The 13,977-nt window shown below is 72.5% G+C and carries 9 protein-coding genes and 1 pseudogene; 6 read left to right on the top strand and 4 right to left on the bottom strand.

Going from position 1 to position 13,977, the window contains the following annotated elements:
• Nucleotides 1–43 precede the first annotated feature (43 nt).
• The 6 genes and pseudogenes from infB (at nt 44) to C4B68_RS10800 (ending at nt 9,846) form a co-directional block, all read left to right on the top strand.
• Nucleotides 44–3,175: a translation initiation factor IF-2 gene (gene infB, locus C4B68_RS10825; protein WP_099502561.1), complete on the top strand. Its 3,132-nt coding sequence runs from the start codon at nt 44–46 to the stop codon at nt 3,173–3,175.
• A 272-nt stretch (nt 3,176–3,447) separates the two neighbouring features.
• Nucleotides 3,448–3,741: a DUF503 domain-containing protein gene (locus C4B68_RS10820; RefSeq protein WP_099502560.1), complete on the top strand. Its 294-nt coding sequence runs from the start codon at nt 3,448–3,450 to the stop codon at nt 3,739–3,741.
• Between the two features lie 33 nt (nt 3,742–3,774).
• The gene (rbfA, locus tag C4B68_RS10815; protein WP_099502559.1) at nt 3,775–4,224 is read left to right on the top strand and encodes a 30S ribosome-binding factor RbfA; all 450 of its coding nucleotides are present in this window, start codon (nt 3,775–3,777) and stop codon (nt 4,222–4,224) included.
• A complete protein-coding gene (gene truB / locus C4B68_RS10810; protein ID WP_099502558.1) occupies nt 4,221–5,126 on the top strand; it encodes a tRNA pseudouridine(55) synthase TruB in 906 nt (301 codons plus the stop codon). Before rbfA ends, truB begins: the two co-directional genes overlap by 4 nt.
• A gap of 259 nt (nt 5,127–5,385) precedes the next feature.
• Nucleotides 5,386–8,773 (top strand): annotated as a pseudogene (locus C4B68_RS10805) (trypsin-like peptidase domain-containing protein).
• Between the two features lie 113 nt (nt 8,774–8,886).
• Nucleotides 8,887–9,846 carry a bifunctional riboflavin kinase/FAD synthetase gene (locus tag C4B68_RS10800; protein ID WP_099502557.1) on the top strand — a complete coding sequence of 320 codons (960 nt, stop codon included), beginning with the start codon at nt 8,887–8,889 and terminating at the stop codon, nt 9,844–9,846.
• Nucleotides 9,847–9,913: 67 nt separating this feature from the next.
• Here C4B68_RS10800 and C4B68_RS10795 read toward each other — a convergent pair whose 3' ends face one another.
• The 4 genes from C4B68_RS10795 to C4B68_RS10780 are packed head-to-tail and all read right to left on the bottom strand — an operon-like array spanning nt 9,914 to nt 13,939.
• Nucleotides 9,914–10,900 carry an ABC transporter ATP-binding protein gene (locus C4B68_RS10795; protein WP_099502556.1) on the bottom strand — a complete coding sequence of 329 codons (987 nt, stop codon included), beginning with the start codon at nt 10,898–10,900 and terminating at the stop codon, nt 9,914–9,916.
• On the bottom strand, nt 10,897–11,928 hold the full coding sequence (locus tag C4B68_RS10790; RefSeq protein ID WP_099502555.1) for an ABC transporter ATP-binding protein: 1,032 nt from the start codon (nt 11,926–11,928) through the stop codon (nt 10,897–10,899). The genes C4B68_RS10795 and C4B68_RS10790 overlap by 4 nt, the downstream gene beginning before the upstream one ends.
• Nucleotides 11,925–12,848 (bottom strand): ABC transporter permease, encoded by a 924-nt coding sequence (locus C4B68_RS10785; RefSeq protein ID WP_240634687.1) that lies wholly within the window; start codon nt 12,846–12,848, stop codon nt 11,925–11,927. Before C4B68_RS10785 ends, C4B68_RS10790 begins: the two co-directional genes overlap by 4 nt.
• Before the next feature lie 23 nt (nt 12,849–12,871).
• Nucleotides 12,872–13,939, bottom strand: a complete 1,068-nt coding sequence (locus C4B68_RS10780; RefSeq protein ID WP_180289283.1) for an ABC transporter permease — start codon at nt 13,937–13,939, stop codon at nt 12,872–12,874.
• Between the last annotated feature and the right edge of the window lie 38 nt (nt 13,940–13,977).

Below are 13,977 nucleotides of genomic sequence, written 5' to 3'. Positions count from 1 at the left end.
AGTAGCGACGGTCCGGACGCAACCCGGACCTAAAAGGAGCGAAGTGGCTAAGGTCCGGGTATACGAACTCGCCAAGGAGTTCGGGGTTGAGAGCAAGGTCGTCATGGCCAAGCTCCAAGAGCTCGGTGAATTCGTCCGTTCGGCGTCCTCGACGATCGAGGCGCCCGTTGTACGCAAACTGACTGACGCCCTCCAGCAGGGCAGCGGTGGCGGCAAGCCCGCCTCCGCCCGTAAGGCTGCCCCGGCCAAGCCGGCGGCCCCCTCTCCCGCGCAGGCCGCCCGTCCGGCTGCCCCGCGCCCGCCGGCCCCGAAGCCGGCCGCGGCCGAGCGCCCCTCGGCGCCGGTCACTCCGGTCACTCCGGTCACTCCGGCGACTCCGGGCCCGCGCCCCACGCCGGGTCCCAAGCCTGCTCCGAAGCCCGCTCCGGCGGCTCCGGCTCCGGTCGCGCCCGAGTTCACCGCGCCCCCGTCGGCCCCCGCGGCTCCGGCCACCGGCGCCCGTCCGGGCGCCCGTCCCGGTGCTCCCAAGCCCGGTGCCCGTCCGGCCGGTCCCGGCCAGGGTGGTCCCCGCGGCGACCGTCCCGAGCGTGGCGACCGTCAGGGCGCCCCGCGTCAGGGCGGCCAGGCCCCGCGTCCCGGCGCTCGTCCGGCCGGCCCGCGTCCGGGCAACAACCCCTTCACCTCTGGTGGCTCCACTGGCATGGCGCGCCCGCAGGCGCCCCGTCCCGGCGGCGCCCCGCGTCCCGGTGGCGGAGGTGCCCCGGGCGGTCCGCGTCCGCAGGGCGCGGGTCAGGGTGGTCCCCGTCCGCAGGGCGGTCCCGGTGGCGCTCCGCGTCCCCAGGGCGGTCCGGGCGGTTCCCGTCCCACTCCGGGCGGCATGCCCCGTCCGCAGGCGCCCCGTCCTGGTGGCGGCCCCGGCGGTCCCGGTGGTAACCGTCCGAACCCCGGCATGATGCCGCAGCGTCCCGCTGCGGGTCCGCGTCCCGGTGGCGGTGGCCCCGGCGGCCGTGGTCCCGGCGGCGGCGGCGGTCGTCCCGGTCCCGGTGGCGGCGGTCGTCCGGGCGGCGGAGGCGGCGGCGGCTTCGCCGGCCGTCCCGGTGGCGGCGGCGGTGGCGGCTTCGCGGGTCGTCCCGGCGGTCCTGGTGGCGGTGGCGGCGGTTTCGCCGGTCGTCCCGGTGGTCCCGGTGGCGGCGGCGGTGGCCGTCCCGGCTTCGGCGGTCGTCCGGGTGGTCCCGGTGGCCGTGGTGGCACGCAGGGTGCCTTCGGCCGTCCCGGTGGTCCGGCGCGTCGTGGTCGCAAGTCGAAGCGGCAGAGGCGCCAGGAGTACGAGGCCATGCAGGCCCCGTCGGTCGGCGGCGTGATGCTGCCTCGCGGCAACGGACAGGCCGTCCGACTGTCGCGCGGTGCGTCCCTCACCGACTTCGCGGAGAAGATCAACGCCAACCCGGCGTCGCTCGTCGCCGTGATGATGAACCTGGGCGAGATGGTCACGGCCACGCAGTCCGTCTCGGACGAGACGCTGCTGCTGCTCGGCCAGGAGATGAACTACGAAGTCCAGATCGTCAGCCCGGAGGAGGAGGACCGCGAGCTTCTCGAGTCCTTCGACATCGAGTTCGGCGAGGACGAGGGTGGCGAGGAGTTCCTCGTCGCGCGTCCGCCGGTCGTGACCGTCATGGGTCACGTCGACCACGGTAAGACCCGACTGCTGGACACCATCCGCAAGACGAACGTCGTCGCGGGCGAGGCCGGCGGTATTACGCAGCACATCGGTGCGTACCAGGTCGCGACCGAGGTCAACGACGAACAGCGTCGCATCACCTTCATCGACACCCCGGGTCACGAGGCGTTCACCGCTATGCGTGCCCGTGGTGCGAAGTCGACCGACATCGCGATCCTCGTGGTGGCGGCCAACGACGGTGTGATGCCCCAGACGATCGAGGCGCTGAACCACGCCAAGGCGGCCGACGTGCCGATCGTGGTCGCGGTCAACAAGATCGACGTCGAGGGTGCCGACCCGACGAAGGTGCGCGGTCAGCTCACCGAGTTCGGTCTGGTGGCCGAGGAGTACGGCGGCGACACGATGTTCGTCGACATCTCCGCCAAGCAGGGTCTGAACATCGACCAGCTGCTCGAGGCCGTGGTCCTGACCGCGGACGCCTCGCTCGACCTGCGGGCCAACCCGGAGCAGGACGCGCAGGGCATCGCGATCGAGTCCCACCTCGACCGTGGCCGTGGCGCCGTCGCGACCGTCCTGGTCCAGCGAGGCACCCTGCGGGTCGGCGACACCATGGTGGTCGGCGACGCGTACGGCCGTGTCCGCGCGATGCTCGACGACAAGGGCGAGAACGTGGAAGAGGCGGGTCCCTCGACCCCGGTCCTCGTCCTCGGTCTCACCAACGTCCCGGGCGCCGGCGACAACTTCCTGGTTGTCGACGAGGACCGCACGGCGCGTCAGATCGCAGAGAAGCGCGCGGCGCGCGAGCGCAACGCCAACTTCGCCCGCCGGGGTGTCCGGTTCTCCCTGGAGAACCTGGACGAGGCCCTCAAGGCCGGTCTGGTGCAGGAACTCAACCTCATCATCAAGGGCGACGCGTCCGGTTCGGTGGAGGCTCTCGAGTCCTCGCTGCTCCAGCTCGACGTCGGCGACGAGGTCGACATCCGTGTCCTGCACCGCGGTGTGGGTGCGGTCACCGAGTCCGACATCAACCTGGCGACCGGCTCCGACGCCATCGTCATCGGCTTCAACGTCCGCGCCGCGGGCCGCGCGGCGCAGATGGCGGAGCGCGAGGGTGTCGACGTCCGGTACTACTCGGTGATCTACCAGGCCATCGAGGAGATCGAGGCGGCCCTCAAGGGCATGCTCAAGCCGGAGTACGAGGAGGTCGAGCTCGGCACGGCGGAGATCCGCGAGGTCTTCAAGTCGTCCAAGCTGGGCAACATCGCCGGTGTCCTGGTCCGCTCGGGCGAGGTCAAGCGCAACACCAAGGCGCGCCTCATCCGCGACGGCAAGGTCATCGCGGAGAACCTCACCATCTCCGGCCTGCGTCGCTTCAAGGACGACGTCACCGAGATCCGCGAAGGCTTCGAGGGTGGTATCAACCTCGGAAACTTCAACGACATCAAGGTCGACGACGTCATCGCGACGTACGAGATGCGCGAGAAGCCGCGGTCGTAACGCGGTTGTCTGAGCTGGCCGGCGGTGACAAGTCACCGCCGGCCAGCTTGCCGTCTGCCCCCGGGTTCCTTCGGCTGCGGGCCGGTGGGGGCTGGTCGCGCTCACGCGGCGGAGCCGCACAATGTCAGCGACCCGCGCCCCTGACCCCGGTAAGGACGGCGGGGGCGAAAAACCCCATCGAGCGCCCCCGGCGTTCGATGTACGGTTCTGATGTCCCTGCCAAGCGCATTGGCAGGTCATCTATCCCGTACCGGCGGGACATCCGGTTACACATGTATGTGGGGACTCTGTCCTTCGACCTGCTCCTCGGCGACGTTCGCTCGCTGAAGGAGAAACGCTCAGTCGTCCGCCCCATCGTGGCCGAGCTCCAGCGCAAATACGCGGTGAGCGTGGCGGAGACGGGCAACCAGGACCTGCACCGCAGGGCCGAGATCGGTCTCGCGGTGGTCTCCGGAAACACCGAGCACCTCCGCGACGTACTGGACCGGTGCGAACGGCTCGTCGCGGCGCGACCGGAGGTGGAGCTGCTCTCGGTGCGGCGCAGGCTCCACACAGACGAAGATTGACGAAACAAGCAAGGCGAAGAAGGAGACGGACCAGTGGCCGACAACGCGCGGGCGAAGAGGCTGGCGGACCTCATCCGAGAGGTGGTGGCCCAGAAGCTGCAGCGCGGGATCAAGGACCCGCGGCTCGGCACACACGTCACGATCACGGACACCCGGGTCACCGGGGATCTCCGGGAGGCGACCGTCTTCTACACGGTGTACGGGGACGACGGGAAGCGCGCGGCGGCCGCCGCGGGCCTGGAGAGCGCCAAGGGCGTGCTTCGCTCGGCGGTCGGCGCGGCGGCGGGTGTGAAGTTCACGCCGACGCTGACCTTCGTCGCCGACGCCCTGCCGGACACCGCCAAGACCATCGAGGACCTGCTCGACAAGGCGCGGGCCTCCGACGCCAAGGTGCGCGAGGTCTCGGCCGGCGCCACCTTCGCCGGTGACGCGGACCCGTACAAGAAGCCGGGCGAGGACGACGAGGACGACGCCACCGAATGACCCAGAAGCACCGGACGCCCGACGGGCTTGTCATCGTCGACAAGCCGTCGGGGTTCACTTCGCACGACGTGGTCGCCAAGATGCGCGGGATCGCCAGGACCCGCCGCGTCGGACACGCCGGCACCCTCGACCCCATGGCGACGGGCGTGCTCGTCCTCGGCGTCGAGAAGGCGACCAAGCTCCTCGGACACCTCGCGCTGACCGAGAAGGAGTACCTGGGCACCATCAGGCTCGGCCAGAGCACGCTCACCGACGACGCCGAGGGTGACATCACGTCGTCCACCGACGCCTCCGGCGTGAAGCGGGATGCCGTCGACGCCGGGATCGCCAAGCTGACCGGCGACATCATGCAGGTGCCGTCCAAGGTCAGCGCCATCAAGATCGACGGCGTGCGCTCGTACAAGCGGGCGCGCGAGGGCGAGGACTTCGAGATCCCGGCCCGTCCGGTGACCATCTCGTCGTTCGCGGTGTACGACGTCCGTGACGCCGTCGCCGAGGACGGGACCCCGGTACTCGACCTGGTCGTCTCCGTCGTCTGCTCGTCCGGGACGTACATCCGGGCGCTGGCTCGCGACCTGGGCGCGGACCTGGGCGTCGGCGGTCATCTCACCGCCCTGCGCCGCACCCGCGTCGGCCCGTACAAGCTCGACTCCGCGCGCACCCTCGGTCAGCTCCAGGAGGAGCTGACCGTGATGCCGATCGCGGAGGCGGCCGCCGCCGCGTTCCCGCGCTGGGACGTGGACGCCAAGCGGGCGCGGCTGCTGCTGAACGGCGTACGCCTGGAGATGCCCGAGGAGTACGCGGGCAAGGGCCCCGTCGGGGTCTTCGATCCCGAGGGGCGGTTCCTCGCGCTGGTGGAGGAGCAGAAGGGGAAGGCGAAGAGCCTGGCCGTGTTCGGCTGACGTTCTTCGGCGTTCTCGCGCGCTGTGCCCCGTTCTGCCGTGTCCTTGCGCGGTCTTGCGCGTTCTTCCCGTAGCGGTGCGGCGGTCCTGTGGGCCGCCGCCCGTGGAGCGGCGATCACAGGGTCTCGTGCCCGCCGCTCCACGGTCCCCCCTCGGTTCCCCCACACAAGGGTGTATCCATCCGTCCTCACCTATTCACCCCTTCGGGCAGGCGCTCGGAGTGAACCGGGGGGAGCGGAAGGGGCGCGTTCGCCGCGCGATCTGTCCCGCTGATCACCTCGCACCTACCGTCGGAAAAGGAGCACGGCGGGGAGGTCGAGCATGGCGGGACGGGGCCCGCGGGCCGGGAGCCGGCAGGCACCCGACGATACCCGGGACACACGGGACGAGACCCTGGTCCGCGTCTGCGACCTCGCGGGCCGCCCGCGCGGCACGGGTTTCGCCGCCGACCACCACGGCACGGTGATCACCAGTCACGAGGCCGTCGACGGCCTGGCCTGCCTTGTCCTGCACGCCCACGGCGACCGCACGTGTGTGGTCACCGCCGACGCCGTCACGCCCCTGCCCGACGCCGATCTGGCTCTCGTACGCACCGAAGGTCTCGGACTCGACCCGCTCCCCGTCACCGTGCGGGACCGAGTCGCGACCGGCACGTACGTACGGATTGCCGCGGGCGGCTGGCGCGAGGCGCGCGTGCTCGGTACGTCCGCCGCCACGTACACGGCGACCGACCGCTTCCATCTCCTGGACGGCGCCCTGGAGTTGGCGATCGGCACGGCGGGCGCGGACGCGCTCCGGCTGGGCGGCGGCGCGGCCGGGGGACCGGTCCTCGACGCCGCGACCGGCGCGGTGGTGGGGGTGCTCGGCACGGCGCTGCACACCGCGCACCGGGCAACGGGGTTCGCCGTCCCCCTGCGGGGTGTGGAGGGTCCCCTCGCCGAGGTGCTGGAGCGCAACGCGGCGACAGTGGCCGCGTACGGGGCCGATCTGAATCCGGCGGGGGTGCTGGAGCTCACCGCGACCTCGGTGGGGTCGGACGGGCCGGGGGCGGCGACGTCGGTGGGTTCCGGCGGCGCGGAGTCCGGGCCGGTCGAACGGGCCGACGTGGTCAGGGAGTTCGCCGCCTTCGAGGACGGCCCGGCCCTCGTGCTCGGGCTCGTCGGCCCGCCCGGCAGCGGCCGTACGACGGAACTGGCGGCCCTCGCCGCCCGCCGCACCCACGGCACGGCACCGGCCCCCACCCTGTGGCTGCGCGGCGCCGACCTCCTTGCCGCCGACACCTCCGTGGCGGACGCGGCGACCCGGGCGCTGGCGCGGGCCGGGCGGATCGTGGCGGCCTCACGGTGTACGGGCGCGGAGGGCGACGGGCAGACCGCCGGCCTCACGCCCTCCGAGGTGCTGCCTCCAGGCGCGTACGGCGGTGAACTGGGCGACATCGGGCCCAAGCGGCTGGCCCGGTCGGCACGGGACGCGGGGCGGCCGCTGCTGCTGCTCCTCGACGGCCCCGAGGAGATGCCGCCCGCCCTGGCCCAGCGGCTGCCCGAGTGGACCGCCGGGACGGTCGCGTGGCTGCGGGAGACCGGGGCGCGGCTCGTCGTGGGGTGCCGGGCCGAGTACTGGGAGCAGGCGGGGGCGGAGTTTCCGGGGGAGTTGCTGCACCGGGGCGCGGCGGGCCCGGACCCGCTGTTTCCGGCCTGCGTACGGCTGGGGGACCTGACCGAGGGGGAGGCCCGGACGGCCCGGTGGCGCGCCGGGATCCCCGAGGGCGTGCTGGTGGACGCCGACGCGCGGCACCCCCTGACGCTGCGGCTTCTCTCGGAGGTGCGGGCCGCGCTGCCGTCCGCCCCGGCCGGGCGGCTAGGGCCTGTGTCGGAAGTGGCGCCTGCCGGGCGATGCCTGGCACGCCCTCTCGCCGCACCGGGCGAAAGCCCGAGTACGTCCAGTACGAGGGCTTTCGCCCGGCACGCCGAGAGCACGCACCAGACGCCGCCCGGCCCGCCCTTCGGGCGAACGACGCCACTTCCGACACAGGCCCTAGACCGGGACGACGTCTTCACCGCGTACCTGGACCTGATGTGCCTGCGCATCGCGGTCCGCCTCGCCACGGCCAACGGGCTGCGCGGGACCGCCGTACGACGGCTCGCCGCCCATGTCTCCGGCCAGGTGCACGAGGCCGCGCGGCGCTGTCTGGGCCCCGGGCAGGGCGAGCTGGACCGCGCGTCCTTCGAGGCCGTCTTCCCGTGGGGACCCGCCCCGGGACGCCGCCTCGCCGGCACCACCGGCTGGGCCTCCGCCGTCCTCACCGAGGGCCTCCTCGCCCCCGCCGGCAACGGCTACCGCTTCGCCCACGAGGAGCCCCTGGCCCGCCTCGGGTCCCTGAATCCCGGACGCCGGGGCCGCGGGAGCACGGCGCCACGCCCGATGCCCCCACCGCCCCTCGCTACCTCGACGCCGTATCCCGCCTCCTGGCCGCCGACCCCGGCGCCGTACAGCCCCACCTCGCCCACTGGTTCGACGACGAGCGCCCGCTCCCGGCGACCCCGCACGCGACCGTCGCGACCGCCGCGCAGGCCTTGCTGTACGCGCATCGGCGCAGGGCGCTGGACGATCTGGCCGAGGTGCTGGTCGAGCGTGCGCACCGGCGCGGTGACGAGCTGCTCGCCGTACTCGCCGAGGAGGAGCCGTCGGCCGTGTGCCGGGCCGTGGACCGGTGGGCGCATGACGAGCGGCCGGCGCGGCGGGTGGCGGCGGTGGCGTACGGCTTGCGGGCCGCGCCGTTCGTGCGCACGGAGGCCGACCGCGACCTGCTGCGGTACGCGGCGCTCGCCCTGCTGGCCCGCCCCTCCGACGCGGCGCTGCACGGCGGAGCCCTCGGCCTCCTCGTACGCGATCCGCGGACGCGATCCCGGTATCTGCCGCCGGCCCTGGAGCGTTTCACGGCCGGTGATCCCCAGCTGCCCCCGAGCGCGCTGGTCGCCGCGCTCACCACCCACCCGGACCCGGTGCTCGCCGCCTTCCGGAACCGGCTGCGGCAGTCAGGGCCTGGCACGGGCGAGGTGCTGCGAGCCCTCGGCGACGTCACCACGCCCGCTCTCGCCCGCCGTGTCGCCGCGATGGTGCGGGAGGTCGTGGAGCTGCGTCCCGAGGTCGCCGCGCAGGTGGCCTCGTATGTCGATCGGCGCCTGGCCTACGGACCCACCGCACGCGCGGTGCTGTTTCCGCTGGTCAGCGGTCTGCTGGACGGTTACCCCGCCTCGGTGCGGGCGGCGCTCGCGGCCGTCCTGGCGGCGCCGGGGAGCCCCGCGTCACGCCCGCTGCGGCGCGAACTGCTGGATCTGCTGCTCGCCCACGAGCGGGACCCGGCCGTCCTCGACACCCTTCTCAAGGCCGCCGCGGACGGAGCGGACCGCAGGGGCGAAGAGCCCACCCGCGAGCTGGTCCACCGCGCGGGCCTGCTCCTCGTCCGCACCCCGGCCGGCGCCACCGGCTTCGACCGCGGCCTCGTCGACCTGGCCCGCCAGTTTCCGGGCTTCGCCACCCTGGTGGCCCGCTGGCTGACCGGCTCCCCCGAGGAGTGGGCCGCGGTGGTCGGCCCGAGTACCCGCCGCATGATCGAGAACCTGGCCGGGGTCCGGGTCCCCGCCTGACCTGTGCGCGATGCGTCACACGATGCCGGTGCTGGCCGAGCGCGCTCGGCATGGCACCCTTAGAGCTGCGAATGAGGCCATCACGGATACAGGTTCGACAAGGAGCGGTCACAGTGCAGCGCTGGCGTGGCTTGGAGGACATCCCCGAGGACTGGGGGCGCAGCGTCGTCACCATCGGTTCCTACGACGGGGTGCACCGTGGGCACCAGCTGATCATCCGGCATGCCGTGGAACGCGCCCGGGAGCTGGGCGTGCCCTCCGTCGTCGTCACCTTCGACCCGCACCCCAGCGAGGTCGTGCGCCCCGGCAGCCACCCCCCGCTGCTCGCCCCGCACCACCGCCGCGCCGAGCTGATGGCCGAGCTGGGCGTGGACGCGCTGCTCATCCTTCCCTTCACCACCGAGTTCTCGAAGCTGTCGCCCGCCGACTTCGTGGTGAAGGTCCTGGTCGACAAGCTGCAGGCCAAGGCCGTCGTCGAGGGCCCCAACTTCCGCTTCGGCCACAAGGCCGCGGGTCATGTCGGCTTCCTGCGCGAGCAGGGGGAGACGTACGACTTCGAGGTCGAGGTCGTCGATCTGTACGTGACGGGTGCGGCGGGCGGTGGCGAGCCCTTCTCCTCGACCCTCACCCGGCGGCTCGTGGCCGAGGGCGATGTCGAGGGCGCGCGCGAGATCCTCGGACGTCCGCACCGCGTCGAGGGCATCGTCGTCCGCGGCGCCCAGCGCGGCCGCGAGCTCGGCTTCCCGACGGCGAACGTCGAGACCCTCCCGCACACCGCCATCCCCGCGGACGGCGTTTACGCCGGCTGGCTGCAGGTCGAGGGCGAGGCGATGCCCGCGGCGATCTCCGTCGGCACGAACCCGCAGTTCGACGGCACCGAGCGCACCGTCGAGGCCTATGCCATCGACCGCGTCGGCCTCGACCTGTACGGCCTGCACGTCGCCGTCGACTTCCTGGCCTTCGTCCGCGGCCAGGCCAGGTTCGAAAGCATCGAGGCGCTCCTTGAGACCATGGCCGAGGACGTGAAGCGCTGCCGCGAGCTGGTCGAGGCGTACGACGCCGACTCCGCGTAGACGTCCTGCGTACGGCGACGGGGGCGGCCGGTGCTCATGAACGCACCGGCCGCCCCCGTCTTCGTACTCAGGACGTGAGCGCCGCCCTCGCCCAGTGGCACGCCACCTGCGCCCCGCCGCTCCCGTCGAGCACCTCCAGGTCCTGTCCCCGGCACGCGTCCGCGACGCCCGCCCGCTCCGCCTCGCCGCTCGCCAGGATCTGGCAGCGGGCGTGGAAGCGGCAGCCGGACGGGATGCGGGACGGGTCCGGGGGTTCGCCGGTCAGCACGACCGGATCGCCCGGTGCCTCCGGCAGGACGGACAACAGGGCCTGGGTGTACGGATGCCGAGGAGCCGTCAGGACCTGTTCGACGTCGCCGGTCTCCACGACCCGGCCGAGGTACATCACGGCGACCCGGTCGGCGATGTTCCAGGCCAGGCCCAGATCGTGGGTCACCACTAGGGCGGACAGGCCGAGTTCGGAGCGCAGCCGGAGCAGCAGGGCCAGGATCTCGCCGCGTACCGACGCGTCGAGGGAGGCCACCGGCTCGTCGGCGACGATGAGTTCGGGTTCCAGGACGAGCGCGCCCGCGATGACGACGCGCTGGCGCTGGCCGCCGGACAGCTCGTGCGGGTAGCGGAGGAAGAAGCGCTCCGGAGGGCGCAGCCCGGCCCGGGAGAGGGCTTGTGCCACCGCGGCCTGCTCGTCGCCGCCGTACCCGTGGATGCGCAGGCCCTCGGCCACCGCGTCGTACACCGTGTGCCGGGGGTTGAGCGAGCCGCTCGGGTCCTGAAGGACCAGCTGGACGCGCTTGCGGTACGCCTTCAGCGCGCGTGAGGAGTAGTCGAGCGGCTTGCCGTCGAAGGTGACGCCGCCGCCGGTCGGCGGGACGAGCCCGAGGAGCGAGCGCGCCAGCGTCGTCTTGCCGCAGCCCGACTCGCCGACCAGGGCGACGATCTCGCCGGGCCGGATGTCGAGGTCGACGCCGTCGACGGCACGGGCGTGGGCGGCTCCGTGGCGACCGGGAAAGGTGACGTGCAGGCCCTGGGCGCTCAGGAGAGGCGGAGTGGTCATGATGTGCTGCTCCTCGCTTCTTCCGCTTCTCCGGTGGCCTCAGGGGCTGTTGGTGCTGCTGGTGCTCCCACGTGCACGCAGGCCGCCCACCGTCCCGTCCCCGCGTCCCGCAGCGCCTGGTCCTGCGTGACGCAGGCGTCCAGTGCCACCGCACACCGGGGGTGGAACGTACAGCCGGTGGGCAGCGCCGACGGGTCCGGTGGATCGCCCGGCAGTCCGCGAGGCGCGAAGCGCGACGCCGTGTCGCCGATGCGCGGGAAGGCGGCCGACAGGGCCTTGCCGTACGGGTGCCGGGCGTCGTCGTAGACCTGCCGGGCGGGGCCCTCCTCGACGACGCGGCCCGCGTACATCACCGCGAGCCGGTCGCAGGTGTCGGCCAGGACAGCGAGGTCATGGCTGATCATCACGAGGCCCAACTCCTGCTCGCTGACGAGCTGTTCGATCAGGCGGAGGATCTGCGCCTGGATCATCACGTCGAGCGCCGTGGTCGGTTCGTCGGCGATGACGAGCCGGGGGTCGCAGGCCAACGCCATGGCGATCATGACGCGCTGGCGCTGGCCGCCGGAGAGTTCGTGCGGGTACGCGTCCGCGCGGGCGGCCGGCAGCCCGACGTGTTCGAGCAGCTCGCCCGTCTTCTTCTTCGCGCCCGCCGGAGTCGCCTTCCTGTGCAGCAGGATCGGCTCGGCGATCTGGTCGCCGATCCGGTGCACGGCGTTCAGCGAGTGCATCGCGCCCTGGAAGACGATCGACGCGCCCGCCCAGCGGACCGCCCGCACGCGCCCCCACTTCATCCTCAGCACGTCCTCGCCGTCGAGCAGGATCTCCCCGCTCGTGCGCGTGCCCGCGGGCAGCAGCCGCAGCAGCGCCAGCGCCAGCGTCGACTTGCCGCAGCCGGACTCGCCCGCGATACCGAGCTTCTGTCCCGCGTCGAGCGAGAGGTCCACACCGCGTACGGCGGCGGCCCCACTCGCGTACGTCACTTCGAGGTTTCTGACCTCCAGAAGGCGTTGCTTGGTCGTCGTACTCAACGTGCCACCCCCAGCTTGGGGTTGAGAACCGACTCCACCGCGCGCCCGCACAGCGTGAACGCCAGCGCGACCACCGCGATCGCGATACCCGGGGGCACGAGATACCACCACTTGCCCGCGCTGACCGCGCCCGCCTCCCGCGCGTCCTGGAGCAGCCCGCCCCACGACACCACCGTCGGATCACCGAGCCCGAGGAACGCGAGCGTCGCCTCCGCGAGGATCGCCGAGGAGATGATGAGCGTCGTCTGGGCCAGCACGAGCGGCATGACGTTGGGCAGGACGTGCCGGGACATGATGTGCCCGTGCCCGCCGCCGAGCGCCTTGGCCCGCTCGATGTACGGCCGCGACTCCACGGCGAGGGTCTGCGCCCGCACCAGCCGGGCCGTGGTCGGCCAGGTCGTGACCCCGATCGCCAGGATGATCGTGCCGATCGACCGGCTCATGACGGTCGCCAGCGCGATCGCGAGGACCAGCGTCGGCATGACCAGGAACCAGTCCGTGATCCGCATCATCACCGTCGCGTACCAGCCGCGGAAGTGCCCCGCGGTGATCCCGATGAGCGCGCCGATCGCGACGGACAGCACGGCCGCGAGCAGCCCCACGAGCAGCGAGACCCGGGCGCCCCACACCAGGAGCCCGAGCAGATTGCGCCCGAACTGGTCGGTGCCCAGCGGGAATTCGGCGCTCGGGCTCTCCATCGGCCGGCCGGGCGCGTTCGTCACGCTCTGCACGTCGGAGCCGACGATCAGCGGCGCGGCCAGCGCGACGAGCGCGAAGAGGCCGAGCGCGGTGAGTCCGAAGACGCCCGCCCGGTGGCTGCGGTACTGCTTCCAGAAACGGGCGGCAGAGTGGCGGCGGCGCTGCCAGGCGAGCGTGCGCGGACTCGCCTTCGCCACCTGCGGGGTCGCTTCGGTCGTCATCGGCCCGTCCGACTCGGTCGTGGTCATCGGCCCACCCGGGGGTCCAGCAGCGGATAGATCAGATCGGCCAGCGTGTTCATCACGATCACCGCCGCCGCGAAGACGAAGAACAGCCCCTGCACCAGCGGCAGATCGGGCACGCTCAGCGCCTGGTAGAAGAGGCCGCCGAGGCCCGGCCAGGAGAAGACGGTCTCGACGAGGATCACACCGGCGACCGTACGGCCGAGGTTGATGAAGATCAGCGTGACCGTCGGCAGCAGGGCGTTCGGAACGGCGTGCCGGCGGCGTACGAGATCGTCCCGCAGGCCCTTCGCCCGGGCCGTCGTCAGATAGTCGCTGCCCATCTCGTCGAGCAGCGCCGAGCGCGTCACCAGCAGCGTCTGCCCGTACTCGACCGCGACCAGTGTCACCACCGGAAGGATGAGGTGGTGGGCGACATCGATGACGTAGGCGAGGCCCTCCTTGCCCCCCGACTCCATGCCGCCGGTGGGGAAGAGCCCGGGGATCGGCCCCATGCCCACCGAGAAGACGATGATGAGCAGCAGCCCGAGCCAGAAGGACGGGATGGAGTAGAGGGTCAGCGCCAGACCGGTGTTGAGCCGGTCGCTCGGCCCGCCGTTGCGCCACGCGGAGCGCGTGCCGATGAAGATGCCGAGCGCGGTGTAGAGGAGGAACGCCGTGCCGGTGAGCAGCAAGGTGTTCGGCAGCGCTTCGGTGATCTTGTCGATGACGGGAGCGCGGAACTGGTACGAGGTGCCGAGATCGCCGGTGAGCGCCTTGCCGCAGTAGTTCGTGAACTGCTCCCACAGCGGCAGGTCGAGCCCGAACTCCTTGCGGTAGTTGGCGAGTTGCTCGGCGGACACCTGGCGCCCGCCCGTCATGTACTTGACCGGGTCGCCGGGGATGAGACGGAAGAGGAAGAAGCTGGTGACGAGGACGGCGAGCAGCGAGACGGCCGCGCCGCCCACCTTGCCCGCCACATAGCGCAGATACGCGGACCTGGTGCGCGCCCGCGGCCCGCGGACCGACGGCCCGGCCTCAGCCGGACCGCCGGTCACCTCGACCAGCGAGGGTGTTGCCTCAGCGGTCATGAACTACTCATTCGTTCGTACGTTCATGGGGTGCCCGT

The sequence above is a fragment of the Streptomyces dengpaensis genome (genome assembly GCF_002946835.1).
GTDB lineage: Bacteria > Actinomycetota > Actinomycetes > Streptomycetales > Streptomycetaceae > Streptomyces > Streptomyces dengpaensis.
Note: the sequence above shows the minus strand (reverse complement) of the source record. Positions and strands in the feature narration are given on the sequence as shown.

Bases quoted from the DNA above. Each gene is read 5' to 3' on its own strand.
- C4B68_RS10780 (WP_180289283.1), bottom strand. From the start codon at position 13,939: ATGACCGCTGAGGCAACACCCTCGCTGGTCGAGGTGACCGGCGGTCCG.
- C4B68_RS10785 (WP_240634687.1), bottom strand. From the start codon at position 12,848: ATGACGACCGAAGCGACCCCGCAGGTGGCGAAGGCGAGTCCGCGCACG.
- C4B68_RS10795 (WP_099502556.1), bottom strand. From the start codon at position 10,900: ATGACCACTCCGCCTCTCCTGAGCGCCCAGGGCCTGCACGTCACCTTT.
- C4B68_RS10820 (WP_099502560.1), top strand. From the start codon at position 3,448: ATGTATGTGGGGACTCTGTCCTTCGACCTGCTCCTCGGCGACGTTCGC.
- truB (WP_099502558.1), top strand. From the start codon at position 4,221: ATGACCCAGAAGCACCGGACGCCCGACGGGCTTGTCATCGTCGACAAG.